This is a genomic window from Pelagimonas varians, assembly GCF_003208435.1.
GTDB lineage: Bacteria > Pseudomonadota > Alphaproteobacteria > Rhodobacterales > Rhodobacteraceae > Pelagimonas > Pelagimonas varians.
Window position 1 is genome coordinate 107,705 of sequence record NZ_QKMF01000006.1, and the last position, 25,816, is coordinate 133,520.

A 25,816-nucleotide genomic window follows, 5' to 3' on the forward strand; every position below is an offset into this window, starting at 1 on the left:
TAAAAGTTTTCCGGAAAACTTTTGATGCGCTGTGCCGGAATGCGGCGATTTATTCTGGAACTTGGCGCAAGGCTTGCTCAAGCAAAGGGGCAAGGCGCTGCCCCCAGTGTTCTTGGCTTTGCGGTGTATCGATCAAATCATTTCGCAACTCGATAAGCGTGTTGTTGCGGCCATGTTTCAGCCCGTGTCTGTCAATCGCGTCTCCGGGCAGGTGACCTGGATAGGGCTCGTTCCTCCCAACTGTTAAATCCGGTTCGGCCTCAAGTGCCGAAATCAACGGATTGCTTAGCCGCGCGTCCCAAGCGTGCAAAACTCCGACATGCCAGGGTCGCGTTGGCCGGCCCCGCAACTGCCGTGTAAAGGAGTGCACTGCGACAATGGCAATGTCGTCATGGGCGGCGGCAAGTTTTTCATAGGCAGCGTGATAAGGACGGTAATAGGCTTCCAAGCGGCGTTCACGCTCGGCCGCATTTGCGTGCCGGTTGCCGGGAATCACCGAGCCGTCGTACAATTTCATCAGCAGTGTCGGATCATCTTCGCCGCGATTGGGATCAATCACTAAACGTGAAAAGTTTGACAGTAATACCGGCGCGCCCAATGCGGCCCCCAAAGCCAATGAAACGCCCATTGCCCCTGGATCAAACGCGATATGGCGTTCCATATCCGCTTCTGAAAGCCCCAAGGAACCGCCCAAATCCGGCGGAACAGTGTTGCGGGCGTGATCACAGGTTATCAACCAGCGGCTTTTGCGGCTGGTGCCTTCTATATGGTATGGGTGATATGTCATGGTACCGTCATCTGTGTTGGACAAGACATAGGGCAGTTGCGTGCTGAATGGAAATACGCAATAAGCAACTCGCGCCGTTAACGCTAACGGCTTACGCAGGCACACAAGGTGCCAGACCATGAATTGGGGAAGACTATGAAGCGCAATCGCAAGATCAAAATTGTGGCCACTTTGGGCCCAGCATCCTCCACGTATGAGATGATCCGCGCGTTGCATGAAGCCGGTGCCGATGTGTTCCGCCTGAATATGAGTCACGGCAGTCACGACGAAATCCAGGAAAAGCACAAGATTATCCGTCAGGTCGAAAAGGACTTGGATAGCCCGATCGCGATTCTAGCCGACCTTCAAGGGCCAAAATTGCGTGTTGGTACCTTTGCTGATGGTCCTCAAAACCTGGAGTGGGGCGAAAACTTTCGCTTGGATCTGGATAAAACACCGGGTGATCACAGCCGTGTTTGCCTGCCGCACCCTGAAATTTTTGCGGCCTTGGAACCCGGTTCGCATTTGCTGGTCAATGACGGAAAAATCCGTTTGCGTGTCGAGGATTGCGGTAAAGACCATGCCAATTGCACAGTCGTGACTGGCGGCGTGATTTCTGACCGTAAAGGCGTGAATGTGCCTGACGTGGAGCTTCCCTTGGCAGCCCTGTCAGAAAAAGATCGTCGTGATCTGGAATTCGTATGTAACTTGGGTGTCGACTGGCTGGCGCTGTCTTTTGTCCAGCGGGCCCGCGATGTCTGGGAAGCCCGTGAATTGGCCGATGGCCGCGCCGCGATCTTGTCGAAAATCGAAAAGCCTCAGGCGGTCGCTAATTTCCAAGAAATTCTAGAAGTCTCTGATGGCATCATGGTGGCACGCGGCGATCTGGGTGTCGAACTGCCGGTGCAAAACGTGCCGCCGATCCAAAAGCGTTTGGTGCGCAAGTGCCGCGCGGCTGCCAAGCCGGTTATTGTGGCGACTCAGATGCTCGAATCGATGATCGAATCGCCTATGCCCACCCGTGCCGAAGTCTCGGACGTGTCCAACGCGATTTATGAAGGTTCTGATGCGGTGATGTTGTCGGCGGAATCAGCCGCTGGTGACTACCCGATCGAGGCGGTCACTACCATGAATGCTGTGGCAGAAGAGGTCGAAGCAGACCCGACCTACCGCGAAATCATCGAAGCCAGCCGCAGAGCAGAGCGTCACTCAGTGGCCGACGGAATCGTTGCCGCTGCCCGCGAGATTGCCGAAACGACCGACATCAAGGCGATTTGCTGTTTTACGTCTTCTGGTACGACAGCCGCAAAAGTATCGCGCGAACGCCCGCGGGTTCCGATTATTACGATGACATCTTCGCGGGAGACCGCGCGCCGGCTGGTTCTAAGCTGGGGTACGCATTGCGTTATGACGGGCGATCTGGAGCGCTTTAAACAAGCTGTAGTGAATGCGGCCCGTGCAACGCGCAAAGCCGGTATCGCAGATGAGGGTGACCAGATCGTTGTCACTGCCGGTGTGCCGTTCAACATTCCGGGGACAACCAACATTCTGCGTGTTGCACCTTGTGATGAACGTTTGATTTATAGCACTGATCCGGAATAACCTAATTTTGGGTTAATGACGGAGCTGGCTCAATGGATCCAGATGTATCCTTGATTGCAGGGGTGGTGCTGGCGGTGTTCACACTGCCAGCCATGATTTCAGCTTTTTCTGATGGTCGCGCCCCCCGGGCCGCGACCATTGTTATGATGGCGGCCGGCGGATTGATCATTTATGCGCTGACGCACAAGCCCAGCGGCTACACATTGCAAGATATCCCGTTGGTTTTTTACGAAGTGCTGGGTAAATACGTTTACTAGACTTTGAATCCCGCACTCGGGTGATTCAAGGCTTGCGAAATTCCAGATCCACACCTATACGACCCCTCTCAACCGCGCGTCCGGCTCAAGTGGCATGCCGAGTCGCGCTAATAGACGGAGATCGAAATGCCCAAGATGAAGACGAAATCGAGCGCCAAAAAGCGCTTCAAGGTCACTGCGACCGGTAAAGTGATGGGTGGTCAGGCTGGCAAACGCCACGGCATGATCAAACGCACACGCAAATTCATCCGCGATGCTCGCGGCACCACGACATTGTCTGCACCTGACGCGAAAACCGTCAAGTCATTCATGCCGTACGACCGCTAAGAGGAGATTTAGCACATGTCCCGAGTTAAAGGCGGAACCGTCGCGCACGCGCGTCATAAAAAGGTAATCAAGCAGGCCAAAGGTTATTATGGCCGCCGCAAGAATACCTTCAAGGTAGCAGCACAGGCAGTCGACAAGGCGAACCAATACGCCACACGCGACCGTCATAACCGCAAGCGCAATTTCCGCGCGCTGTGGATTCAGCGTATCAACGCGGCTGTACGTGCTCACGACGAAGCACTGACATACTCCAAGTTCATCAATGGTCTGAACCTGGCCGGCATCGAAGTAGACCGTAAGGTTCTTGCCGATCTGGCCGTACACGAGCCCGAAGCATTTGCTGCGATCGTGGATCAAGCCAAAGGCGCTCTGGCCGCTTAAGCGCTGCCCTAGAGTTTGAAATTGAAAACCGCGGGTCATCTGGCCCGCGGTTTTTTTGTGGCTTTGGGACAAAGCTGGGCACAGGGCAGCAAAGAAATCTGCCTGCATATCTTCCAGCGGCTCCCAGCCCCTTTTCACCCTAGCGGCGATCCGCTAAGGACAACACGATTGATAACCCCAATACCCAAGGCGCTGGCTCATGAAATTCACTTTCTCCTGGCTTAAAGACCATCTCGACACCACAGCCTCGGTTGATGAGATTGCCGAAGTGCTGACCGACCTTGGGCTTGAGGTCGAGGGCATCGAAAATCCGGCGCAAGCGCTGGCTGGCTTTACCCTTGCCAAAGTTACCCACGCCGAGCAGCATCCAGACGCGGACCGTCTGCGTGTCTGCACCGTGGCGACGGACGAAGGCGACAAACAGATCGTTTGCGGCGCGCCCAATGCTCGTGAAGGGATCACCGTGGTTCTTTGTAAGCCCGGTGATTATGTTCCCGGCTTGGACATCACGCTAAGCGTCGGCAAGATCCGCGGTGTCGAAAGCCACGGCATGATGGCGTCGATGAAGGAACTGCAGTTGGGGGATGACCACGACGGGATCATCGAACTGCCATCCGGCGATGTCGGAACAAAATTTGTCGATTGGCTGGCGGCCAATATGCCCGAAAAAGTTGATCCGGTGATCGAGATCGCGATTACGCCAAACCGTCAGGATGCGTTGGGCGTACACGGCATTGCCCGCGATTTGGCGGCACGCGGTTTGGGCAAGCTCAAACCGCTCAAGGTCGAAGCGGTTGAGGGCAGCTTTGAAAGTCCGATCACTGTGACGATTGATGAGGATACACGGGCGGACGGCTGCGAAGTTTTTGCCGGACGTATGATCAAAGGGGTGAAGAACGGACCTTCGCCAGAATGGCTGCAACAGCGGCTCAAGGCGATTGGCTTGCGCCCGATTTCTGCCCTTGTGGATATCACCAACTTTTTCACCTTTGATCGCAACCGTCCATTACACGTGTTTGATGCGGATAAGGTTCGGGGCAACCTGCGCATTCATCGCGCAACAGCCGGCGATACGCTGGTTGGGCTGGATGAAAAGACTTATACCTTTGGAGAAGGTCAGGTCGTGATCTCGGACGACTCCGGCATCGAAAGCATCGCTGGCATCATGGGCGGCTTGGCGACGGGCTGCACCGAAGAAACCACAAATGTTTTTCTTGAGGCTGCCGTCTGGGATCACATCCAGATCGCCCACACGGGCCGCGCGCTGAAAATCAACTCGGATGCGCGTTACCGCAATGAACGCGGCATCGACCCTGCCTACAACATGCAGGCGATCGAAGATGCGACGCAGATGATCCTTGATCTTTGCGGCGGCGAAGCATCGAAAGTTGTCACCGCCGGGCAAGTCCCAGATGTGGCGCGCAGCTATCGTCTGGATGCCAAACGGGTGGTTTCGCTGGTTGGCATGGAAATCCCCGAGGCAGAGCAGCGTCAGACGCTGACCGCGCTAGGGTTCCGGATGGAAGGCGATCAGGCCCATGTGCCCAGCTGGCGTGCAGACGTCAAAGGCGAAGCCGATCTGGTTGAGGAGGTGGCGCGTATCGCCTCGCTGACCAAATTGGTGGGTAAACCTTTGCCGCGCCTGCAAAACGGTGTTCCAAAGCCGATCTTGTCACCCATTCAAAAGCGCGAGCGGACCGTCCGGCGGACTGTGGCGACGCTGGGGTACAATGAATGCGTGACCTATAGCTTTATTGATCAAGCCGCTGCGGCCCTGTTTGGTGGTGGCGATGATGTGACAAAACTAGCGAACCCGATTTCATCAGAGATGAGCCATATGCGCCCGTCACTGCTGCCCGGTCTTTTGCAAGCTGCGGCCCGTAATCAGGCTCGCGGCTACGCTGATTTGGCTCTTTTTGAAGTTGGCCACGCCTTCCAAGGCGGCGAACCGGGTGAACAGAACCTGCAGGTCGCTGGCCTGTTGGTTGGCAAGTCAGGTCCCAAGGATGTTCATGGCGCAATGCGAAGCGTCGATTTGTTTGATGCCAAGGCAGATGCCGAATCCGCTTTGGGCGCGATGGGTGCACCTGCCAAAGTGCAGATCCTGCGCGGAGGTGAAGGTTGGTGGCATCCCGGACGCCATGGCCAGATTTGTTTGGGACCGAAAAAGGTGTTGGGCGTCTTTGGCGAATTGCACCCCAAAGTGCTTGACGAAATGGGCGTCAAAGGTCCGGCTGTCGCCTTTGTATTGTATCCTGAGCAAGTGCCGTTGCCGCGAAAAACCGGTGCCACACGCGCCGCGCTGACACAGAACGACCTTCAGGCCGTTGAACGCGATTTTGCCTTTGTGGTGGATGCCGATGTTGAGGCGCTGACAGTGGTCAATGCGGCTGCCGGTGCCGACAAAGCCCTAATAGAAGAAGTGCGTGTTTTCGACGAATTTATCGGAGGCAACTTGGGTGAGGGCAAGAAATCTCTCGCTATCTCAGTGCGTTTGCAGCCGGTTGGTCAAACGCTGAAAGAAAAAGATATCGAAGCGGTCGCCGCCAAAATCATCGCGAAAGTGAGCAAAGCAACTGGCGGCGAATTGCGCGGGTAAGCTTGGGCACTGCGCATGTCGCGTGGGGCAGTTATGTGTTCAAAGGGCCGCCCGATATGGGCGGCCCTGTTTCGTTTGGGAATTAACCTTTGCCGTTCCCTTGACCGTTTCCTTTGCCCATGCCTCGGCCTTGGCCAAAGTCATCAGAACTGACAACGCCGTCAGCATTTTTGTCCATCGTAGCGATCCAGCCTTCAGCACCGCTAACAAACTCCGCTGTGCTGACTTTTCCATCATTATCGAGATCATTTGCCTCGAGTTTAAGACCGTCTGCGGCGCGATGCCCAAGGCCTTGGCCTTTTCCGGGTTGGGCATGTTCCTTCATGTCGCTTTCGCGCGCCTCGTCAAAGGCGAGGTATTCTTCTGCATCCAAGAAACCATCGTCATTGGCGTCGAAGGTGACAAAGACATCCGCGCGGCGCTCAGCGGCCTCGGACACGGTCACTTGACCATCTTCGTTCAAGTCCCAATTTTCGATGAAATGTGCTCCGGGCATTTGCTGGGCAAAGGCGGTTCCGGCAACAAAGACGAAGGGTAGGGCATAGCGGATCATTTGGTTTCTCCCGATCTAATTACATAGGTTAAACGGAATATGTTTAGAATCCCGTCGAGACAGGATGACGCAGGGTGTCAAGCCTTGGTGGTTAGTTCGTCAAAAACCTCAAGTGCCTTGCCCGAATACATCAAACCCGGACCGCCACCCATTTGGATGCAGGTCGCCAAAACTTCCGAAAACTCTTCGCGCGTGGCTCCGAGTTTCACCAAGGCTTCGGTGTGGAACAAAATGCATGGCTCGCATCGGGTCGCGACAGCGATCCCGAGTGCCACATATTCTTTTTCCTTGAAAGTCAGTGCACCGTTTTTCTTAACGCTTTTGCCGATGGCACCAAATCCGGCAACGGTGTCCGGGATCATTCCGCCCAGTTCTTTGAGTTGCTTTTTGGTGTCGTTCAGTTTGGTGGTCCAGCTCATGGTGCTCTCCTAGAGTGTTGTTGACGGGAGACACATCACAGGTTTGGAATGCATGCATTGATCAAGATCATGTTTAAAACGAAACCTCTGAGGTGGGGCCAGCCCCTCTTGGAGCAAGCTCCAATTCACCCCGGGATGTTCAGGGACAGAAGAAACAAAAAGGCCCCATGCAGCGGATGCACGGGGCCTTTTATTCAAGATTTTGTTCTGTTGTTACCCCAGCAGGCGGCGTGCGATAACTTGCGCTTGGATTTCGCCTGCGCCCTCAAAAATGTTTAGGATGCGAGCGTCACACAAGATCCGGCTTACCGTGTATTCAAGCGCAAAGCCGTTGCCACCGTGGATTTGCAGCGCGTTGTCTGCCGCAGCCCATGCAACGCGGGCGCCGAGCAGCTTGGCCATGCCGGCTTCAAGGTCACAACGACGGCCTTCGTCTTTTTCGCGGGCCGAGAAATACGACAGCTGGCGGGCGACCATGATTTCCGTGGCCATCATGGCGATTTTGCCGGACACGCGCGGAAAGTCGATGAGGGACTTGCCGAATTGTTTGCGGTCTTGTGCGTATTTCATCCCGACGTCCATTGCCGACTGGGCTACCCCAATGGCACGGGCTGCAGTTTGAATGCGCGCGCTTTCGAAGGTCTCCATAAGCTGCTTGAAACCTTTACCGGTTTCGCCGCCCAGCAGGTTCTCACCTTTGACGTGGAAGTTGTCGAAGGCCAGCTCGTACTCTTTCATGCCGCGATAGCCCAAAACTTCGATCTCGCCGCCGGTCATGCCTTCGGTCGGGAAGGGGTTTGCGTCGTCGCCCGGCGTTTTTTCCGCCAAGAACATCGAAAGACCTTTATAGTCGGAAGTCTCAGAGTCGGTGCGCGCCAAAAGTGTCATGATCGAGGTTCGGGAAGCGTGTGTGATCCAGGTCTTGTTGCCTGTCACTTTCCAGTCACCATTGTCGTCTTTGACAGCGCGGGTGCGCAAGGAGCCAAGATCGGAGCCGGTGTTGGGTTCAGTGAAAACAGCAGTGGGCAGGGTTTCGCCGGTCGCCAAACGTGGAAGCCACTTTTGCTTTTGCTCTTCGGTGCCACCAGCGATGATCAATTCCGCAGCGATTTCAGAGCGGGTGCCGAGCGAACCCACACCGATATAACCGCGCGACAGTTCTTCGGACACCACACACATTGATGCCTTGGACATGCCAAGCCCGCCGTATTCTTCTGGAATAGTCAGGCCAAAAACGCCCATTTCGGACAGCTCTTCAATGATCTCCATCGGGATCAGCTGATCCTTGAGATGCCATTCATGAGCGTAGGGTTCTACCTTGTCGACGGCATAGCGGCGCATCTGTTCGCGGAACATTTCCAGCTCTTCATCCAGGCCGGTCACACCATAAGTGATGTCGCCTTCGCGTCGCTGGATCAGTGCCACCAACTGGGTGCGCGCGGCTTGGGTGTTGGCCCCCTGCGTCAAGGTCATGACAGCGTCGCTCATCAGGGCGCGCATATCTTCTTGGGCCACGCCCATATCCTGAAGCCGGACGATTTCGCCCTGGTTCATCTGGATGCCGCCATTGACCTGCCAGAGGTATTCGCCAAAGGCGATCTGGTGTAGCAGCTGTTCAAGATCACCAAAGCGGCCATCAGCTGTCAGGCGCTCTGCCCAACCTTGCATTTGACGCAGACTTTCGAGGTATGTAGCCAGCCAGGCAAGGCCGTGCGCTGCGGTTTGGTTGGCTTCGATCAGCGCGCCTGAAACGCGGCCGTCTTTGCTGACCATGTCGCGGACGCTGGTCCGGGCTGCTTCGAATACAGTTTCAACCGGGGCAATCGCCGCGCCGGTGAGGGCCAGAAGGTCAGGCAGGATCGCACTGCCTAGGCTAGGGTCTTGTCCGTCATGTGCCATGTGTCGCGTCCTTTACATAGTCTTGTGCGGGTTCTACCGATTTCGCAGGTGCAGCGCAACAAAAATACCAATGCTGCGGCGCTTGCGGTCGAATATTGCGCGGCAATTTGTTGCAGTGCCTTGAATTCGTCCATGCTAAACACATGTCATGGACGCACTTTTTTCAAATATGCCACTTTTGGCACTGTGTTTAAGCATCGGCCTGTTGGGCGGGATCATCAAGGGCATGGTGGGCTTTGCATTGCCAACGATTCTTATGTCAGGCCTTGGCAGTCTGGTCGCTCCTGAATTGGCTTTGGCAGGGCTGATCTTACCGGCCTTTGTGTCGAACGGTATCCAAGCCCTGCAACAAGGGCCGCGTGCGGCGATGGCTTCGGTCACGCGATTCCGGGTGTTTTTGCTCGCCGGATTGGCTGCAATGTTGATTTCGTCGCAGATGGTGGCAGTTTTGCCGGTCGAAGTTTTGCTGTTTGCAATTGGGGCCCCGATCACTGTGTTTTCTGTTGTGCAACTGAAGGGGTGGCAACCGCGTATGACCCCCAGTCGCAGAGTTGAGGTTGGTGTCGGCAGTTTCGCCGGATTGATTGGCGGGATGTCCGGAATTTGGGGGCCACCGACAGTGGCCTATCTAACGGCCTTGGGCACGGAAAAGAGCGACCAAATTCGTGTCCAAGGGGTGATCTACGGCCTTGGTGCGCTTGCTTTAATGGGGGCCCATATTGGATCTGGAATTTTGAATGCCCAGACGATTTGGTTTTCTGCGTTGATGGTGGTGCCCGCAGTTCTTGGTATGTGGATTGGCGGACTATTTCATGACCGGATTGATCAAGCAGCGTTTCGCAAAGCCACATTGATCGTGTTGCTGGTGGCTGGGTTGAACTTGCTACGGCGGGCATTGTTGTAGGTCTGGATTGCGCAAAAATACATCAACGGTCAGCAGAGAAGCTGTACTTTTAGCCGGGCACCATGAGCAATGTTTAAAAAGACAGTTCGACTTGCTTACTATTTCCGGTCCCGGATGGGTCGTCCCATTCCAAGCTGATCTCTTCTTTCGTATTGCTATCTGTGTTGGCAACAAAAGGGACATCGACGTGGTCGCTACCTTCTAGCATTCTTCTTGGGAATACATCCTGACAAGGCTCCTCAACAAAAAACTGAGCACTCATAATTCTCCCATGTGAATCGCACATTGGTTGTTTCTGCGGAACCTGTGCTTGAAACTCGCAATATCCACTTTCCTGATACGTGTTTCATTGGCTTTGCGTTCAGATTGGCCCTCTAATTAGCTCGTTCCTTGCTGTCGAGTTTTAGCAACTGCTGCCGAATGAGTTCGATTTCTCGCGCGTCTAGGTTGTTGCCTCTATCTCGAGCGTCTCTTCACCCCGCCACGTTGGCCCGGCCGACCGGCTGTAGACCGACCTCGTGATTTCACCGCCGCTTCTGACGCTGCCTCAACTGCAGATTGCCGGGCCAGCGGGTCGTCCGATACAGCCAAATCGACGGCCTCCAATCGCTTGACTTCATCGCGTAATCGCGCCGCTTCTTCGAACTCAAGGTTCTCGGCGGCCTTGCGCATGTCGTTGCGCAGGCCCTCAAGAACGGTTTGAAGGTTGCCGCCAGCATGCCCCTTGTCGATTTTGGCCGTAACCCGTGATTGATCCGTATCGCCCTTATAAAGACCAGCTAGAATATCCTCGACGTTCTTTTTCACAGTTGCGGGGGTGATGCCGTGTTCGACGTTGTATGCCTCTTGTTTGGCGCGGCGGCGGTTGGTTTCGCCAATTGCCCGCTCCATTGAGCCAGTCATCCGGTCAGCGTACATGATAACCCGGCCATGCTCGTTCCGCGCCGCACGTCCGATTGTCTGCACAAGCGATGTTTCAGAGCGCAGAAAACCTTCTTTGTCCGCGTCCAAAATGGCGACCAATCCGCATTCCGGAATGTCCAACCCTTCTCGCAGCAGGTTGATACCGATGAGAACGTCAAACGCCCCAAGTCGTAGGTCGCGCAGGATTTCGATCCGTTCAATGGTGTCGATATCCGAATGCATGTAGCGGACCTTGATGCCCTGTTCATGCAGGTATTCGGTTAAATCTTCGGCCATGCGTTTTGTCAGAGTTGTGACAAGGGTGCGCATGCCTTCGGCGGTCACTTTGCGAATTTCATCAAGAACATCATCGACTTGCATTTCGACCGGGCGGATTTCGACCGGGGGATCCAACAGGCCTGTGGGTCGGATCACCTGTTCGGTGAAGACACCGCCGGATTGCTCCAGCTCCCATCTGGAAGGGGTGGCTGAAACAAAGATCGACTGGGGCCGCATTGCGTCCCATTCCTCAAACTTGAGGGGGCGGTTGTCCATGCATGAAGGCAGGCGGAACCCGTGTTCGGCCAGTGTCATCTTGCGCCGAAAGTCGCCTTTGTACATCGCGCCGATTTGCGGCACTGAAACGTGGGATTCGTCCGCAAATACGATGGCATTGTCCGGGATGAATTCGAACAGCGTGGGGGGCGGCTCGCCAGGTGCACGGCCGGTTAGATAACGCGAATAGTTCTCAATTCCACTGCAAACGCCGGTGGCTTCCAACATCTCGACGTCGAAATTACAGCGTTGCTCAAGACGTTGCGCCTCTAGCAATTTACCTTCGCCGACCAGTTGATCCAGCCGCTGGCGCAATTCTTTTTTGATGCCGATGACGGCCTGATTCATCGTTGGTTTGGGCGTGACGTAATGCGAATTTGCGTAGATGCGGATGCGGTCAAAGGTGTCGGTTTTCACCCCGGTCAGCGGGTCAAATTCGGTAATACCTTCCAGTTCCTCGCCAAAGAAGGATAGTTTCCAAGCGCGATCTTCAAGGTGGGCGGGCCAGATTTCCAAACTGTCGCCGCGGACCCGAAAGGAACCGCGCTGAAACCCCTGATCGTTGCGGCGATACTGCTGTGCGACCAAATCGGCGATGACCTTCCGCTGGTCATATTCAGTGCCGACCAACAAATCTTGGGTCATCGCACCGTAGGTTTCGACCGAGCCTATCCCGTAAATGCACGAGACCGAGGCCACAATAATCACATCGTCGCGCTCCAAAAGCGCCCGAGTGGCCGAATGGCGCATCCGGTCGATCTGCTCGTTGATCTGGCTTTCTTTCTCGATGAAGGTGTCAGAGCGCGCGACGTAGGCCTCGGGTTGGTAATAGTCGTAATAGCTGACAAAGTATTCGACGGCATTGTCCGGAAAAAATCCTTTGAATTCCCCATATAGCTGGGCCGCGAGGGTCTTGTTCGGGGCAAGGATGATGGCTGGGCGCTGCGTTTCTTCGATGACTTTCGCCATGGTGAATGTTTTGCCGGTGCCAGTGGCCCCTAACAAAACCTGCGACCGGTCGCCGTCGTTTATGCCACCTGTCAATTCTACAATCGCTGTCGGTTGATCCCCCGCAGGGCTGAATTCCGTGTGCAGCACAAATTCTTTGCCGCCTTCCAGTTTCACGCGGTCTTTGATGTCAGGGGCCGGAGAATGCAGCAAGGCGTCAGATTTGTCAGAATGGGCGTAAGGCATGAAGAGTCTCGCAATAGAACAAAAGTAGAATTGATGCCATTTGTCGGTAATACAACCCCTGAAGGCGGTTTGAATGCAGCTTTGCGGAAAGTGGCGGGCCGCTAAGCAAAATGCCGCAGCCGAGTGAAAGCGGCCTGTTTTCAGTTTGTTAAGGTTTTCGCTGACAGTACTTTTCTGGTGTGCCACAAAATTAGGCCAAAAGAACTATTGCGGGAACGTTTGCGCAATATGTATCTTTTGAATAAGCAGACGGTTTGGCAGGTCTTGGTGCAGCATCTACCCACCCCTCGCTCCCCGCGGCCCTGACGGTCAAACCGCTGCTTGTCTTCGTTTTGCACTATGTGACAAATGGACATGAACGGGCGCTTGCCCTATCGCGGGGAATCCCCGATAAACGGGCCTGACGAAGGAGTTATGCCATGCGTGCACGCATCTATCAGCCAGCAAGAACAGCCATGTCCTCGGGGCAGGGAAAAACCAAGGTTTGGGTGCTTGAATATGCACCGGCATCACGCCGCGAAGTTGATCCGCTTATGGGGTGGACGTCTTCTACGGATACGCAGGCCCAGGTCAAAATGCGTTTTGATAGCAAAGAGGCCGCGTTGGTCTATGCACAAGACCATGGTGTTGATGCCCAAGTGGTCGAACCTAACAAGCGTAAGCCAAACATCCGCGCCCGCGGATATGCGGAGAACTTTGCCGTCGATCGCCGGGTTCCTTGGACGCACTAACGCGTTCTGAGCCGGCTGGTGAATCCGGAAACCGGCTCAACGAGTTTCCACTCTCGAAAATCCTTCCGGACACCCGTGCGCGGCATTGTTTGGCAAGAACTTCGCAAAACCTGCAAAATTCTTAGGCTCGAAATTTGCCAAAGAGGACGCGGTTCCAGACCGGACTCTTTTTGCTGAGCGGGGTCAGGTCGGAAAATGTGCGGTGCCTAGCAAAGAAATCCTGTGGGCTACGATTAAAATGCTGCGGTATGAAGCGCCTGGTCAGTGATTTTGGCTACAATACTACGCACTTCACTTCTGGACGCGAGAAGGCCGTCGTTCGGTGCGCTGCAGCGGCGGGGCTGCCGTTGGAGGATATGCAGCAGGCCTTGATCCGCGACATCCTGCGGAACAATATTGTTAAAAACTCCGCTGTTAAATCAGGCACCATAGTCTTTGGTGTTGAGATCACAGACAGTAAATACCGTACCATTCAAAGCCTATCCGCCGAGGTCGGCATTGATGCGATCTCTGTAGGTGAAAACTCGCTTTTAAATCGCAAAATTCAGACTGATATCTTCAAATTGCACCGGATTGACAGCCCTCTTCGGCGGTTTTTTTGCAGTCTTTTGAATGGCTTCGTGGGATTTCGCCCCGATTTAGATGTTCATCGGTTGGCAGCCAAGGAACATCGAAGACGACAAGTTTCGATCGTTATGTTTTCTGAAGCCGTGTTGACAGTCCAAGAGCAAAACTTTGGTAGCATCTTTGGGGCCACGTTCCCATGTTTCGGACCAAGGTTTGTCGCCCAATCGATCTCGAACATCCCGGAGTTTCTTGGTGATCGCGTAGAGCTGAAGTGGTGTCTCCGGATTCATCGGGATACAAGTCACCAGCCATTGTATACGCTCGGTCCAACGAAAACCGAAATACCGGATTTCGTAGATTTTGACGAGCCGTTCAAACACCCAATACAGAATTTATCGGGCCTACGCCGTTATTTGCTGAGACCGCCGTGCAATGTCGGGACATCGAGTGGTGTGAACCCGTAGTGCTTCAACCAGCGCAGGTCTGAATCGAAGAATGCCCGCAAATCTGGAATGCCGTATTTGAGCATTGCCAACCGGTCAATCCCGATCCCAAAGGCGAACCCTTGGTATTCTTTGGGGTCAACACCTGCATTCTCCAAAACCTTTGGATGCACCATGCCAGAGCCGAGGATTTCCATCCAATCGTCGCCTTCGCCAACCTTCAGAACGCCATTTTCCCAACTGCACTGAATGTCGACCTCAGCCGAGGGTTCCGTGAAAGGAAAATGTGATGCGCGAAAACGTAGTTCCACATGGTCGACTTCGAAGAACGCTTTCACGAATTCTTCGAGGCACCATTTCAGGTTTGCCATTGAAACGTCTTTGCCAATGCATAGACCTTCGACTTGATGAAACATTGGCGTGTGCGTCTGGTCATAATCGGCGCGATAGACACGGCCGGGTGCGATGATGCGGATTGGTGCCCCTTGCTTTTCCATCGACCGAATTTGCACCGGGGATGTGTGGGTCCGCAATATATGAGGTGCGCGGTCGTCACCTTCCGCGCGGCTCATATAGAAGGTGTCCATCTCGGCGCGGGCCGGATGATGGCTTGGGATGTTCAGTGCATCAAACACATACCAGTCTGTGTCGATCTGAGGACCTTCGGCAACTGCAAATCCCATGTCGGCAAAGATGGCCGAGACCTCTTCGGTCACCTGACTGATCGGATGGATTGACCCTTGGCGCTGTGGCCGTGCAGGCAGTGTTACGTCCAGCCATTCTGTGGCCAGACGGGCGTCAAGGGCAGCGTCCGCAAGCGCAGATTTTTTGGCGGCCAAGGCAGCGTTGATTTCATCTTTGAGTGCATTCAACGCCGGGCCCGCAACTTGACGTTCCTCAGGGGACATTTTCCCTAAAGACCGCATTTGCAGGCTAATCTCGCCCTTCTTACCGACGGCCTGCACACGCAGCTCTTCGAGCGCGGCTTCGTCGCCAGCGTCATTTATTAGGGTCAGATACTTGTCGCGCAGATCGTCCATCGGGGGCCTCCAGAGTTCCGGGTCGAGCGTTACCGCGAAGCCGCGCGGGTGGCAAGCGCCCAGTCATCCATAGACCTCCGGAACCTATGCTGCATTCGGGGGCTCTGTCTTGGCAGGGCGGACGCAAATCGTCATGCAATCTCGCGTCTCTGTGGTTGCTGGATTGTAAACTGTGCGACCATGTCCGCGAGGGAGCGTGCATCTGCGTCCAACTTGTGGCTGGCCGAGGTCGATTCGTGCACCATTGCAGCATTTTCTTGTGTGACCTGATCCAGCTGGGTCACCCCGGTATTGATTTCTGCCAAGGCTGCAGATTGTTGTAGAGTGCCTTGAGTGATCGCGGACACCTGCCGAGAGATTTCACTGACTTGCGCGACAATTTCCGTCAGGGCTTTCCCTGCGCGTCCAACAAGTTCAACGCCGCGATCGACTTGTTCCGAGCTGTTCCCGATAAGCACTTTGATTTCTTTTGCAGATTCAGCGGACCGTTGCGCCAATGCCCGAACCTCGGAAGCGACAACCGCAAACCCGTTTCCGGCTTCACCAGCGCGGGCAGCTTCGACACCAGCGTTCAGCGCCAAAAGGTTGGTTTGGAACGCAATATTGTCGATAACACCAATTATCTGGGAAATGTGGCTGGCACTGGTTTCAATCTCATTCATTGCTTCAACGGCGTTTTGAACCACATGGCCACTATTTTCCGCGCCTTGTTTTGCCTCGAAAATGCTACTTTCGACATTCTGAGTGCTTTGCGCAGCCGATCCGACGCTATTGGTCAATTCTTCGAGCGCAGCGGCGGCTTCTTCAAGTGTGGCTGCTTGTGACTCCGTTCTGGTCGATAGGTTGTCAGAGGCGCGGGCCACATTGGCGGAACCGTTGCGAATACCGGTGGCAACTTCGAAGATACGTTCCATTGTTTGGTTTAAGGTTTCGATCGTCCGATTGAAATCGTCCCTCAATTTTGCATGCGAGGGCGGGAAATCGTCTGTGATTTCACATGTCAAATCCCCGTCTGCTAGCAAAGCAAGGTTTTCGGTCAGAACGGACACGATGCGATCAGATTGTTCTTGGCTGCTTTGCGCCAGCATTTCTGCGTCTTTGGCGATTTCTGCTTGTTTCAAAGCTTCTTGTCTTTGACTGAGCGCTTCGGCGTCGATCGCCTTTTTCTGCAAAATACTGACCAACAAGACGGAGGTTTCCATAACAACAATTGCGGCGTGCATAATGGTGCGGCCAACGTTGGAAAGGGTCGTGCCATCTGGGTAGACCAAAGATGGGATCAGCAAAGTGAAGGCTAAATGGTGGACCGCAATAATCGCCGCTGTAAAAAACAGGACACGGGCATTGTTGAGTGTCGACGACACTGCAATTGCCACGAAATACAGCATGTGTGAATCGGTTTGCCATGGGTGACCAATGAAAGACACCGTCAGCAATACGCAATGCGCAACCAAGGCAAAGGAAATGACATAGGGCCCGATACCCTGTGGCAAGCGCCGTGAAATAAAGGTGAGTACAGTAATAGCCAGACTGGCTGCCCCTAACAAAATCCAAGGCATGGCCGGGTTGACATACAGGGCCACAAGCATGGGCCAAGGTGACAGAGCAAGGCTGGCATAAATCTGCAGCTTGAAATCCTGAGTGTCAGAGACGTTCTTTACACCTGAGGTGAGCATAGGGTCGCAACCTTTTTTCCATCCAGCAAAAGCCAAGCGCCGTTTTTCTTGAGGTTGGTTATGTCATTCGGACCGCTGACAACGGTCATGCTGCCAAGCGGTGCACGCACAGGATAGGTTTCCTTGAGGCCTGATTTTTGGATGATCCGAGAGGCTTGAGAGCCCCAAGGATACGAAACGACCAACACCAAATCCGCATCTTCAAGCGAAGACCCTGACACAACCAGCGCCAGCGCAGAAAGACTGAGCAGACCGGATGCACAAAGCGTAGCAATGATATGACCAACGGTATTCATGTCTGCAAACTATGATGCAGGTCTTAACGATGGGTATCTATGCTAGGTGAGAGCGCATCGAAATGTATTGAAATCGAATGAAAATATATGCAATTGGCACCGGCCATTGTCCCGGGCGGTTCAGCCCAGTAGAGGCTTAATAATGCGGCCCAGTCTTTGCAATCAAATGATTTAGGGGCGTAGTGGCCCGGCAAAATCAGACGTTGGGCGCTTGAGGTTGGCGATGATGGCTAGGCATGGATCTTTCTTCCTACCAATTAAGATAGGGTTTGGGTCGGTATGCATCACTACCTAAGCCGTAATTGTGGCATAGGCCTGTAAAGCGGAAACGCTAAAGGGAAACGACATTGCTATCGCTTCCCCCCAATTTCAGTTTTATGCGCTGATTAACGCACGAACTTCTTGAACTTCACACGTGTGGGTTCCAGCGCGTTTTCACCAAGGCGGCGCTTTTTGTCTTCTTCGTAGTCTTCGAAGTTACCTTCAAACCATTCCACATGCGCCTCCCCCTCGAAGGCAAGGATGTGCGTGCAAATCCGGTCGAGGAAAAAGCGATCGTGTGAAATCACAACAGCACAACCCGCGAAATCCGTCAGTGCGTCTTCGAGCGCCCGCAGCGTTTCGACGTCCAAATCGTTGGTTGGTTCATCGAGCAGCAAGACATTGCCACCTGATTTCAACAAGCGCGCCATGTGGACGCGGTTGCGTTCCCCGCCCGACAGTTTGTTGACCGGCTTTTGTTGATCGCCGCCCTTGAAGTTAAAGGACGAGCAATAGGCGCGGCTGTTGATTTCCGCGTCGCCTAGCTTGATTATTTCGGCACCGCCAGTGATGGCCTGCCAGACAGTTTCGCCATCGGCCAGATCATCACGTGACTGATCGACGTAGGAAAGTTGAACGGTATCCCCAAGTTCAATTGTGCCGCCATCGGGCTGTTCCCCGTCGGTCAACATTTTGAACAGGGTCGACTTACCCGCACCGTTTGGCCCGATCACGCCGACAATGCCGCCGGGTGGCAGGCTAAAAGACAGGTTTTCGATCAAAAGCTTGTCGCCCATTGCTTTGGTCAGGTTCTCAACTTCGATCACCTTAGAGCCAAGACGTTGACCATTCGGGATAATGATCTGAGCGCGACCAACTTTTTCACGCTCTGACTGGCCTGCCATCTCTTCATAGGCGGCAATACGGGCTTTGGATTTGGCTTGGCGGGCTTTGGCCCCCTGTTGCATCCATTCCAATTCGCGTTCCAGCGTCTTTTGCTTGGATTTGTCCTCGCGGGCTTCTTGCGACAGGCGTTTTGCCTTTTGCTCCAGCCACGCGGAATAGTTGCCTTCGTAGGGAATGCCGCGACCACGATCCAGTTCCAAAATCCAACCCGTGATGTCATCCAGGAAATAGCGGTCGTGAGTGATGATAAGGATTGTGCCTTTGTATTCGACCAGATGGTTTTGCAACCATGCAATGGTTTCCGCATCCAGGTGGTTGGTTGGTTCGTCGAGCAGCAGCATGTCAGGCGCTTCGAGCAGCAGTTTGCACAGGGCTACACGGCGTTTTTCACCGCCGGACAGGTTTGCAACGTTGGCGTCGTCGGCAGGACAGCGCAGGGCCTCCATCGCGACATCAATCTGGCTATCAAGATCCCACAGGTTCTGCGCGTCGATCTCGTCTTGCAGTTGGGCCATCTCGTCAGCGGTTTCGTCGCTGTAGTTCATCGCCAGCTCGTTGTAGCGATCAAGGATGTCCTTTTTAGACTTCACCCCCAACATCACGTTGCCACGCACATCAAGGCTTTCGTCCAAATGCGGCTCCTGAGGCAGATAGCCCACTTTGGCACCTTCTGCCGCCCATGCTTCACCACCGAAATCTTTGTCGATTCCCGCCATGATTTTCATCAGGGTCGACTTACCTGCGCCGTTGACGCCAACGACACCGATTTTCACACCGGGAAGAAAGCTCAGCCGGATGTTTTCAAAGCACTTTTTACCACCGGGATAGGTCTTGGACACGCCATCCATGTGATAGACATATTGATAAGCAGCCATGGGTCATCGCTCCGCTGAGTTTTTTGTGTTGACCGCCCAAGTAACGCTTTGCGCTGGCAGGCGCAATCAGGGTGTTTCAATGCGCGTTCCTTTGGATCACACGCAGGTATTAACCATTAATTGGATCTAAAGGTTTCGCCAGTCTTTATGGCCATTACGTGGGGCGTCAAAAAGGGGGCCGTGGTGCAAACGGAGAAATTGGATGTTGGTTGCTGAACAAGCCCGCCAAACCCAACTGACAGGGGCTTTCCTGAGCAAATGGCAGGTTCTGGGTGTTGCCCTTGTTCCTGCCTTGGGTTTGACGGTTGTTCTTGTTTGCGCAGGGTTTTGGGTGTTGGACAGGGATGTTCACGCCTTGGCCAGTGGGCAAATTCCGGCTGAGTTTCTCTGGCGCAATCTCTCAGTCTTCTTGATCGGCATTCCGTTGATTGCGTTGCTGAGTGTTTGTGTGTCGTGTTTGGTTCTGTCTGGCAGGCTGATGGATCAACGCAGAGCTTTGATCGCAGATATGGCACAGGTGTTGCGAAGCCATGGAGAGTATCAGGGTCTTGCGGATGCAGCATTCTCGGATGTCTACCTTGCGCTCAAGAAAAGCCTGGAAACGCTAAACGCAAAGGCATCCAAAGCAGAAATCCGGATGGTTGACATGGCCTCTGGCCTTGAGACAATACGCGTGGCACTGGGCAGGCTCAGCGCCGGTGATCTGACGTGCCACATCACCCAGCATGTAGATGACGAACACAAAGTCGTTTGCGAAGAATTCAACCAGTTGGTTGGGAAACTTGGGCGGTTCATTCATGAAATGGGCACCCGCGTGACACTGACAAACCAAGGCGCCTGTGACTTGATCAATTTGGCAGAAGGGCTGTCGTGCCGCGTTACACGTCAGAACGCTCTGATGACGCAAAAGACAAGCGCGTTTGAGCGGATGAGTAAGGTGTTTTTCGCGACAGCCGATGATGCAGTGCAAACGGAGCAGTGCTTTGCGCAAACCAAAGCGCAAGCCGAGAGAGGAAAAGACCTGAACGCAAAGACCGTTGAGGCGATGCATGAAATCCAGAAGATGACCAAGCAAATTGGGCAGGCTATTGAGGACATAGATGACATAGCGTTTCAAACCAGCCTTTTATCATTGAACGCAAGCGTTGAGGCGGCCCGTGCGGGGAGTGCGGGGTTAGGCTTTTCCGTTGTTGCATCCGAAGTGCGCTCCTTGGCGAAACGGTCTTCTGACAGCGCATCCGCAATTCACGAGCTGATCGAAACGTCGAATGAAAAAGTCGCCTGCGCAGCCCAACTGGTCGGGCAAATGGGGATCGTGGTCGAAGCCATTTCACAAGAGGCCACGCAGATCGCCGAAAGTGTGCAAGGGATCGCTGGTCGTGCATCAAAACAGGCAATCGAAATATCCGGGGTCGATACCAGACTTTCTTCATGGCAGTCTCACACGCAGCAAGAGACATCTTTGGTGGTACAGTGCGCACAAAGTGGGCGATCGTTGCAGCAACAGATTTCCGGGCTGCAGTCCATAGTTGCGAGGTTGGAAGTGACCAAAACCAACCCGTTGAAATCTTTCCATCCCCATGGGGTTCATAGAGGGATTTCAAACAACAGTCGCGGTGGCCGTATGTCAGCCATGTAAGTTCTGTCTCCTTGCAGTCAAATGGCGTTGCCCCTATCCCTCTAAAGAAATTGTTCGGCTTTGCACGGAGCAAGTGTGACAAAAAGTTCTGAAGGTGTGTTGTTGACGCGTGGATTGCGGGTTGGCGTTTTAGGAGGGTCGTTTGATCCGCCACACACCGGGCATTTGCATCTGTCCTTAGAGGCAATGAAACGCTTTGACCTTGATCGTGTGCTTTGGCTGATCAGTCCAGGTAATCCGCTTAAAGCCTCAGCTCCGGCTCCCTTGCCACGACGGCTGGAGGCCGCGCAGAAGCTCGTGTCGCATCCGCGCATTTTGATAAGCGATTTCGAGGCCCGGCATCAATCGCGCTACACCTACGAAACGCTTAAAAAACTTCAACATACATGGGACGGCGTGAATTTCATATGGTTGATGGGGGCTGACAATCTGTCCCAGTTTCATCGTTGGGAAAACTGGCGCGGCATCATGCGCACTGTGCCCGTAGGAGTGCTGGCTCGCCCGGGTTTGCGGATCGACGCGAGGACCTCGGTGGCGTCCCGGATTTTTCGCAGTGCACGCTTGAACGGGCGCAATTCGCGTCTTTTGGGCCGAAAAGCCGCGCCGCAATGGTGTTTTGTGAATATGCCGATGACGGGTATTAGTTCTTCCCAGATCCGGGCTTCTGGTGCCTGGGCAAGCGGGAATGCGCGACTAAGTGAATAAGAGTTCAACGTTTGTCCTGTTGCCCATTCGGTCGGGCTGGGCTTAGATCAAGAAATGACGAAAATGATTTCAAGACGGTTATTTTTAGGGAGTGTGGCGGCGTTTGGCGCGACTGGATTTGCACACCCAAGCTGGGCGAATGCCCCTGAAAAGTCGCTAAGACCTGTTGCGCGCGGCACTGACATGTTGCGTGAACTTCAAAAACCGGCAGAAGCTTTGGTTGATGCGGCGCGCTTGGGCGGGCGGGTCGGGTTTGCGGTTGCGAACGTTGCAACCGGAAAACGGCTGGAGCAGCGCAACCCGGACTTGGGACAACCGCCCGCCAGTGTCGCCAAAGCGTTGACCGCGGCCTACGGCCTTGACGTCTTGGGTCATGATTATCGTTTTAAGACACGTTTGATCGCAACGGGTGGCCTGTTGAATGGGGTGGTTCAGGGTGATTTGATCCTGGCAGGCGGCGGTGATCCAACGTTGAGTACAGACGGGTTGGCCAGCTTGGCTGGCCAGCTCAAAACGGCAGGGATTACAGCAGTCAAGGGCGATTTTATAGTCTGGGGGGGCGCACTGCCGATGCTTCGGGATATTGATTCAGGCCAGCCGGATCATGTCGGTTATAATCCCTCCGTCTCCGGTTTGAATGTGAACTACAATCGCGTGCATTTTGAATGGCGGCAAGCAAGCGGCAGTTACAACGTGACCATGCAAGCCCGTACCGAGCGGCACCGTCCTTCGGTCAAAATGGCAAGCATGCAGATCATTGCCCGAAGTGCGCCTGTTTACACATATGCAGATCACGCAGGGATTGACACTTGGACAGTTGCAAAAGGGGCTTTGGGGAATGGCGGCGCCCGTTGGCTACCTGTTCGAAAGCCCGAAGTCTACGCAGGCGAAGTTTTCCAAACCTTTGCTGGTGCGCAGGGCATCAAACTGTCTGCGCCAATTGTGTTGCAGGGGGATGTGCCTGAAGGGGAAACAGTGACTGCGTACAGCAGTGAGCCCCTGCACAAGATCTTGAAAGACATGTTGAAGTGGTCAACCAATCTAACGGCCGAAGTGGTGGGGCTTACTGCGACCTATGTGCGTACTGGAAACCGGCCAAGCAGTTTGGAAAACTCTGCCAAAGAGTTGAACGCTTGGGCCAAGGAAACGCTGGGTGTGCAATCGGCCGCATTGGTCGATCATTCCGGGCTGGGGGAAAGTAGCCGCATCAGTGCGGGCGATATGATGCACGCATTGTTGGCTCTACGAAAGTCCAATGAATTGAAGCCGCTTCTCAAATCATTCCGGATGTTGGACGAGAACCGAAACTTGATTAAGGACCACCCGCTATCCGTGCACGCAAAGACCGGGACGCTGAACTTTGTCAGCGGTTTGGCTGGATATGTTGACCTTCCCGATGGCACCGAGTTGGTATTTGCTATTTTTGCAGCAAACCTTGATCGCCGCGCGGCGCTAACAAAATCAGAAAGAGAACGTCCGCCGGGTGGGCGAGAGTGGAACCGCCGGGCGAAGTCTCTGCAACAGTCTTTGATCGAACGCTGGGGAATCGTTTATAGCAGCTGATTGCCTGGTGGCGTTCTCAGTTTTGAATCACAACCTGCATGTTCGATTTTCCGACACTGCGCGTCAGCTCAAACAACCGTGCTGCGTGATCAGGATGCAAGCGAACGCAGCCAGCAGATGCCGGCCGTCCAAGGCGGCTGATTTGGTTGGTGCCGTGAATAGCATAATTGCCATTAAAGAAAATCGAGTGCGGCATGGGCGCGTTGTTGTATAAGCTGGATTTGTGGTTCTTTGACAGCCACTTGGCTGACCAAGATCCGCGCGGTGTGTATTTGCCTTTGCGCGCTGTGGAAACCGGCCACTGATAGGCTACCTGCCCATTGTGGATAACCGTCATGGTCTGAGAAGACACATCCACCTTGGCGACCAGAGCAGCAGCAGAGCTGATTGCCGGCATAAGGCAAATTAAAGTGACACCCAAAATGGTTGCGAAAATCCGGTTCATAGTATCCCTCCAGTAAAAGCAGCGTGGCAACAATGCCCACCAGAACTATACAAAAGAGTTAAGCCCAGGTCAGTCAGGGATACCTGACCCGGGAAAAAACCGGCAAAACCGATGAAGGGCTAGGTCAAAGCGACATGTGCCGTGCCCGAGAACCACGTTCAATCGCGGCTGCATGCAATCTGTCGATGCTCAACTCATAGCGAATCTCTTCGAGCAAACGCAGTTCAGATTCTTTCAAGGTGCCATCAGCTGCCGCAACATCGCAGGCCAAAGCATAGGCTGTTTCGAACAATTTTTCGGGCAAATCGTTGCGGATCAACCCGAAAAGAGCATCGAGTCCGTCTTCCTGGCTGAAGAGTTCAAACACTAAAACGGACATGTCGCGGACGCGATCTGCGTCGTAATTGCCAAAAACTGGCAAATTGTTGACGGCCGAATCGATTTTGACCAGTTCGGCGGTGCGGACATTTTCATCCGAAGCAGAGACGGCAATCATCAGTGCCACAAGGCAATCTTGTGGGCTGAGCGGGTGTGGGGCGTCTGTCATAACCGGACCTTTCAAAAATGCGGCGTCGCGGCGCAATTTATTGACCTATGCGCGCTGGGGCAATAGGAAGCGGACCGCAACCCATCATTCAGGAGAATCTGATGTCCGATCTGCGCGACGCGGCGATGAGCACTAAGGCATGGCCCTTTGAAGAAGCCCGCCGTTTGCTCAAACGGTACGAAAAGACGCCGCCTGAAAAGGGGTATGTACTGTTCGAGACCGGCTACGGCCCCTCGGGTTTGCCCCATATCGGCACCTTTGGTGAGGTGGCGCGGACGACAATGATCCGTCAGGCCTTTGAAGTGATCAGCGATATTCCGACCCGTTTGATTTGTTTTTCAGATGATATGGACGGAATGCGCAAAGTTCCGGGCAACCTGCCCAACCAGGAAATGCTTCAAGAGCACCTACAAATGCCGCTGACAACCGTGCCGGACCCATTCGGTACCCATGACAGCTTTGGCCATCACAACAACGCCATGTTGCGCCGTTTCCTTGATACCTTTGGCTTCGAGTATGAATTCATCTCGGCGACCGAATTCTACAAGGACGGCAAGTTCGATGACATCTTGCTGCGCGCCTGTGAAAAATACGATGACGTGATGAAAATCATGCTCAAGTCATTGCGCGACGAGCGGGCCGCGACCTATTCGATCTTCTTGCCAATCCATCCCGAAACGGGCCGGGTTTTGTATGTTCCGATGAAGAATGTTGATGCCGTGAAAGGGGAAATCACCTTTGACGATGAAGAGGGCAAGGAATGGACGCTTCCGGTGACGGGCGGCAATGTGAAATTGCAGTGGAAACCTGATTTTGGCGCACGTTGGGCGGCTTTGGGCGTCGATTTCGAGATGTACGGCAAAGATCACAGCACCAATACGCCGATCTATGACGGGATTTGCCGCGTTTTGGGTGTCAAACCGCCCGAACATTTCACCTACGAATTGTTCTTGGACGACAAAGGTCAAAAGATCTCGAAGACGTCTGGTAACGGTATCTCGATTGACGAGTGGCTGCGGTATGCGTCCTCTGAAAGCCTGAGCTACTTCATGTACCAAAAGCCGAAAACGGCCAAGCGCATGTATTTCGATGTGATTCCCAAGGCGATGGATGAATACCATCAGCAGTTGCGGGCCTATCCGAACCAAGACGTCAAAGCGCAGGTCAACAATCCGGTTTGGCATATCCACAATGGGGACGTGCCGGAATCGAAAATGGTTGTGCCATTTTCGATGTTGCTGAATCTGGCGTCTGCGGCGGGTGCGGACGACAAAGATGCGATGTGGGGCTTTATCCGCCGCTATGCGCCGGATGCGACACCGGACACGCACCCCGATTTGGATGCGGCGGCAGGTTTTGCGGTCAAATATTACGAGGACTTTGTCAAACCGAGCAAAGTGTTCCGGGCTCCGAATGATCAAGAACGTAGCGCCATGGAAGATTTGGCCCAGCGTTTGCGTGATTTTGGCGAAGAGGTGACTGATGAAGCGCTGCAAACCATCGTGTTTGCAGTTGGCAAAGAGCACGGGTTTGACCCGCTGCGAGAGTGGTTCAAAGCGCTATACGAAGTGCTTTTGGGCCAAAGCCAAGGCCCACGCTTTGGCGGGTTCATCGCACTTTACGGTGTGCTTGAGACAGTGTCTTTGATTGAAAAAGGCTTGGCCGGCGACTTGGGCTAACGCATTTAAGTTACAGATGAAGGCTGCCTCGGTTGGGGCAGCCTTTTTGTTTGCGGGCTGGACGCCGCTTGTGCAAGCACGTCG

23 protein-coding genes are annotated in these 25,816 nt (G+C 54.1%); 12 read left to right on the forward strand and 11 right to left on the reverse strand.

What is annotated here, in order from left to right; genetic code table 11:
- Positions 1-49: 49 nt before the first annotated feature.
- Entirely contained in the window at positions 50-787 is a 738-nt protein-coding gene (locus C8N36_RS09980; RefSeq protein ID WP_097803661.1) for an N-formylglutamate amidohydrolase, read from the reverse strand.
- A 135-nt stretch (positions 788-922) separates the two neighbouring features.
- Between C8N36_RS09980 and pyk the strand changes: the two genes are divergently transcribed.
- From pyk to pheT, 5 genes are all read left to right on the forward strand, one after another.
- Positions 923-2,368: a pyruvate kinase gene (gene pyk / locus C8N36_RS09985; RefSeq protein WP_097803660.1), complete on the forward strand. Its 1,446-nt coding sequence runs from the start codon at positions 923-925 to the stop codon at positions 2,366-2,368.
- 32 nt (positions 2,369-2,400) lie between these two features.
- Positions 2,401-2,625 (forward strand): hypothetical protein, encoded by a 225-nt coding sequence (locus tag C8N36_RS09990; RefSeq protein ID WP_097803659.1) that lies wholly within the window; start codon positions 2,401-2,403, stop codon positions 2,623-2,625.
- 126 nt (positions 2,626-2,751) lie between these two features.
- The gene (gene rpmI, locus C8N36_RS09995; protein WP_097803658.1) at positions 2,752-2,952 is read left to right on the forward strand and encodes a 50S ribosomal protein L35; all 201 of its coding nucleotides are present in this window, start codon (positions 2,752-2,754) and stop codon (positions 2,950-2,952) included.
- A gap of 15 nt (positions 2,953-2,967) precedes the next feature.
- On the forward strand, positions 2,968-3,333 hold the full coding sequence (gene rplT, locus C8N36_RS10000) for a 50S ribosomal protein L20 (RefSeq protein WP_097803657.1): 366 nt from the start codon (positions 2,968-2,970) through the stop codon (positions 3,331-3,333).
- Positions 3,334-3,532: 199 nt separating this feature from the next.
- On the forward strand, positions 3,533-5,932 hold the full coding sequence (gene pheT, locus C8N36_RS10005) for a phenylalanine--tRNA ligase subunit beta (RefSeq protein WP_097803656.1): 2,400 nt from the start codon (positions 3,533-3,535) through the stop codon (positions 5,930-5,932).
- Between the two features lie 82 nt (positions 5,933-6,014).
- On the opposite strand, the gene C8N36_RS10010 is transcribed toward pheT, so the two are convergent.
- The 3 genes from C8N36_RS10010 to C8N36_RS10020 form a co-directional block, all read right to left on the reverse strand.
- Positions 6,015-6,485 (reverse strand): CREC-EF hand family protein, encoded by a 471-nt coding sequence (locus tag C8N36_RS10010; protein WP_097803655.1) that lies wholly within the window; start codon positions 6,483-6,485, stop codon positions 6,015-6,017.
- Between the two features lie 77 nt (positions 6,486-6,562).
- Positions 6,563-6,904 (reverse strand): carboxymuconolactone decarboxylase family protein, encoded by a 342-nt coding sequence (locus C8N36_RS10015; RefSeq protein ID WP_097803654.1) that lies wholly within the window; start codon positions 6,902-6,904, stop codon positions 6,563-6,565.
- A gap of 213 nt (positions 6,905-7,117) precedes the next feature.
- Complete coding sequence (locus C8N36_RS10020) at positions 7,118-8,803, reverse strand: acyl-CoA dehydrogenase family protein (RefSeq protein ID WP_097803653.1); 1,686 nt, start codon at positions 8,801-8,803, stop codon at positions 7,118-7,120.
- A 148-nt stretch (positions 8,804-8,951) separates the two neighbouring features.
- Between C8N36_RS10020 and C8N36_RS10025 the strand changes: the two genes are divergently transcribed.
- A complete protein-coding gene (locus tag C8N36_RS10025) occupies positions 8,952-9,707 on the forward strand; it encodes a sulfite exporter TauE/SafE family protein (protein WP_097803652.1) in 756 nt (251 codons plus the stop codon).
- A gap of 456 nt (positions 9,708-10,163) precedes the next feature.
- Here C8N36_RS10025 and uvrB read toward each other — a convergent pair whose 3' ends face one another.
- A complete protein-coding gene (uvrB, locus tag C8N36_RS10030) occupies positions 10,164-12,359 on the reverse strand; it encodes an excinuclease ABC subunit UvrB (protein ID WP_097803651.1) in 2,196 nt (731 codons plus the stop codon).
- A gap of 419 nt (positions 12,360-12,778) precedes the next feature.
- Between uvrB and C8N36_RS10035 the strand changes: the two genes are divergently transcribed.
- Positions 12,779-13,090, forward strand: coding sequence for an ETC complex I subunit (locus C8N36_RS10035; RefSeq protein ID WP_097803650.1), 312 nt, complete (start codon positions 12,779-12,781; stop codon positions 13,088-13,090).
- A 248-nt stretch (positions 13,091-13,338) separates the two neighbouring features.
- Positions 13,339-14,121 carry a hypothetical protein gene (locus tag C8N36_RS10040; RefSeq protein WP_110767882.1) on the forward strand — a complete coding sequence of 261 codons (783 nt, stop codon included), beginning with the start codon at positions 13,339-13,341 and terminating at the stop codon, positions 14,119-14,121.
- Here the strand turns inward: C8N36_RS10040 and pheS are convergent.
- The 4 genes from pheS to ettA form a co-directional block, all read right to left on the reverse strand.
- Positions 14,067-15,140 carry a phenylalanine--tRNA ligase subunit alpha gene (gene pheS / locus C8N36_RS10045; protein WP_097803648.1) on the reverse strand — a complete coding sequence of 358 codons (1,074 nt, stop codon included), beginning with the start codon at positions 15,138-15,140 and terminating at the stop codon, positions 14,067-14,069. The genes C8N36_RS10040 and pheS overlap by 55 nt on opposite strands.
- A 131-nt stretch (positions 15,141-15,271) precedes the next feature.
- Positions 15,272-16,816 (reverse strand): methyl-accepting chemotaxis protein, encoded by a 1,545-nt coding sequence (locus C8N36_RS10050; RefSeq protein WP_097803647.1) that lies wholly within the window; start codon positions 16,814-16,816, stop codon positions 15,272-15,274.
- The gene (locus tag C8N36_RS10055) at positions 16,798-17,112 is read right to left on the reverse strand and encodes a hypothetical protein (protein ID WP_097803646.1); all 315 of its coding nucleotides are present in this window, start codon (positions 17,110-17,112) and stop codon (positions 16,798-16,800) included. The genes C8N36_RS10050 and C8N36_RS10055 overlap by 19 nt, the downstream gene beginning before the upstream one ends.
- A gap of 386 nt (positions 17,113-17,498) precedes the next feature.
- A complete protein-coding gene (gene ettA, locus C8N36_RS10060; RefSeq protein WP_097803645.1) occupies positions 17,499-19,154 on the reverse strand; it encodes an energy-dependent translational throttle protein EttA in 1,656 nt (551 codons plus the stop codon).
- 202 nt (positions 19,155-19,356) lie between these two features.
- Between ettA and C8N36_RS10065 the strand changes: the two genes are divergently transcribed.
- The 3 genes from C8N36_RS10065 (at position 19,357) to dacB (ending at position 23,061) form a co-directional block, all read left to right on the forward strand.
- On the forward strand, positions 19,357-20,793 hold the full coding sequence (locus C8N36_RS10065; protein ID WP_097803644.1) for a methyl-accepting chemotaxis protein: 1,437 nt from the start codon (positions 19,357-19,359) through the stop codon (positions 20,791-20,793).
- A 75-nt stretch (positions 20,794-20,868) separates the two neighbouring features.
- Positions 20,869-21,498 (forward strand): nicotinate-nucleotide adenylyltransferase, encoded by a 630-nt coding sequence (locus C8N36_RS10070; protein ID WP_255253604.1) that lies wholly within the window; start codon positions 20,869-20,871, stop codon positions 21,496-21,498.
- A 54-nt stretch (positions 21,499-21,552) separates the two neighbouring features.
- Positions 21,553-23,061: a D-alanyl-D-alanine carboxypeptidase/D-alanyl-D-alanine endopeptidase gene (gene dacB, locus C8N36_RS10075; RefSeq protein ID WP_097803643.1), complete on the forward strand. Its 1,509-nt coding sequence runs from the start codon at positions 21,553-21,555 to the stop codon at positions 23,059-23,061.
- Positions 23,062-23,077: 16 nt separating this feature from the next.
- On the opposite strand, the gene C8N36_RS10080 is transcribed toward dacB, so the two are convergent.
- Together C8N36_RS10080 and C8N36_RS10085 are read right to left on the reverse strand one after the other, a co-directional pair.
- A complete protein-coding gene (locus tag C8N36_RS10080; RefSeq protein ID WP_097803642.1) occupies positions 23,078-23,506 on the reverse strand; it encodes a L,D-transpeptidase in 429 nt (142 codons plus the stop codon).
- Between the two features lie 124 nt (positions 23,507-23,630).
- Positions 23,631-24,053 (reverse strand): tellurite resistance TerB family protein, encoded by a 423-nt coding sequence (locus C8N36_RS10085; protein WP_097803822.1) that lies wholly within the window; start codon positions 24,051-24,053, stop codon positions 23,631-23,633.
- A 101-nt stretch (positions 24,054-24,154) separates the two neighbouring features.
- Between C8N36_RS10085 and C8N36_RS10090 the strand changes: the two genes are divergently transcribed.
- The gene (locus C8N36_RS10090) at positions 24,155-25,732 is read left to right on the forward strand and encodes a lysine--tRNA ligase (RefSeq protein WP_097803821.1); all 1,578 of its coding nucleotides are present in this window, start codon (positions 24,155-24,157) and stop codon (positions 25,730-25,732) included.
- Positions 25,733-25,816 lie beyond the last annotated feature (84 nt).

Bases quoted from the DNA above. Each gene is read 5' to 3' on its own strand.
- C8N36_RS10050 (WP_097803647.1), bottom strand. From the start codon at position 16,816: ATGCTCACCTCAGGTGTAAAGAACGTCTCTGACACTCAGGATTTCAAG.
- dacB (WP_097803643.1), top strand. From the start codon at position 21,553: ATGACGAAAATGATTTCAAGACGGTTATTTTTAGGGAGTGTGGCGGCG.
- C8N36_RS09980 (WP_097803661.1), bottom strand. From the start codon at position 787: ATGACATATCACCCATACCATATAGAAGGCACCAGCCGCAAAAGCCGC.
- pheT (WP_097803656.1), top strand. From the start codon at position 3,533: ATGAAATTCACTTTCTCCTGGCTTAAAGACCATCTCGACACCACAGCC.
- C8N36_RS10085 (WP_097803822.1), bottom strand. From the start codon at position 24,053: ATGACAGACGCCCCACACCCGCTCAGCCCACAAGATTGCCTTGTGGCA.
- pheS (WP_097803648.1), bottom strand. From the start codon at position 15,140: ATGGACGATCTGCGCGACAAGTATCTGACCCTAATAAATGACGCTGGC.
- C8N36_RS10020 (WP_097803653.1), bottom strand. From the start codon at position 8,803: ATGGCACATGACGGACAAGACCCTAGCCTAGGCAGTGCGATCCTGCCT.
- rpmI (WP_097803658.1), top strand. From the start codon at position 2,752: ATGCCCAAGATGAAGACGAAATCGAGCGCCAAAAAGCGCTTCAAGGTC.
- C8N36_RS10035 (WP_097803650.1), top strand. From the start codon at position 12,779: ATGCGTGCACGCATCTATCAGCCAGCAAGAACAGCCATGTCCTCGGGG.
- C8N36_RS10010 (WP_097803655.1), bottom strand. From the start codon at position 6,485: ATGATCCGCTATGCCCTACCCTTCGTCTTTGTTGCCGGAACCGCCTTT.
- C8N36_RS10015 (WP_097803654.1), bottom strand. From the start codon at position 6,904: ATGAGCTGGACCACCAAACTGAACGACACCAAAAAGCAACTCAAAGAA.
- C8N36_RS10025 (WP_097803652.1), top strand. From the start codon at position 8,952: ATGGACGCACTTTTTTCAAATATGCCACTTTTGGCACTGTGTTTAAGC.
- C8N36_RS10065 (WP_097803644.1), top strand. From the start codon at position 19,357: ATGTTGGTTGCTGAACAAGCCCGCCAAACCCAACTGACAGGGGCTTTC.
- C8N36_RS10055 (WP_097803646.1), bottom strand. From the start codon at position 17,112: ATGAATACCGTTGGTCATATCATTGCTACGCTTTGTGCATCCGGTCTG.
- C8N36_RS09990 (WP_097803659.1), top strand. From the start codon at position 2,401: ATGGATCCAGATGTATCCTTGATTGCAGGGGTGGTGCTGGCGGTGTTC.
- rplT (WP_097803657.1), top strand. From the start codon at position 2,968: ATGTCCCGAGTTAAAGGCGGAACCGTCGCGCACGCGCGTCATAAAAAG.
- C8N36_RS10090 (WP_097803821.1), top strand. From the start codon at position 24,155: ATGTCCGATCTGCGCGACGCGGCGATGAGCACTAAGGCATGGCCCTTT.
- C8N36_RS10080 (WP_097803642.1), bottom strand. From the start codon at position 23,506: ATGAACCGGATTTTCGCAACCATTTTGGGTGTCACTTTAATTTGCCTT.
- ettA (WP_097803645.1), bottom strand. From the start codon at position 19,154: ATGGCTGCTTATCAATATGTCTATCACATGGATGGCGTGTCCAAGACC.
- uvrB (WP_097803651.1), bottom strand. From the start codon at position 12,359: ATGCCTTACGCCCATTCTGACAAATCTGACGCCTTGCTGCATTCTCCG.
- pyk (WP_097803660.1), top strand. From the start codon at position 923: ATGAAGCGCAATCGCAAGATCAAAATTGTGGCCACTTTGGGCCCAGCA.
- C8N36_RS10040 (WP_110767882.1), top strand. From the start codon at position 13,339: ATGAAGCGCCTGGTCAGTGATTTTGGCTACAATACTACGCACTTCACT.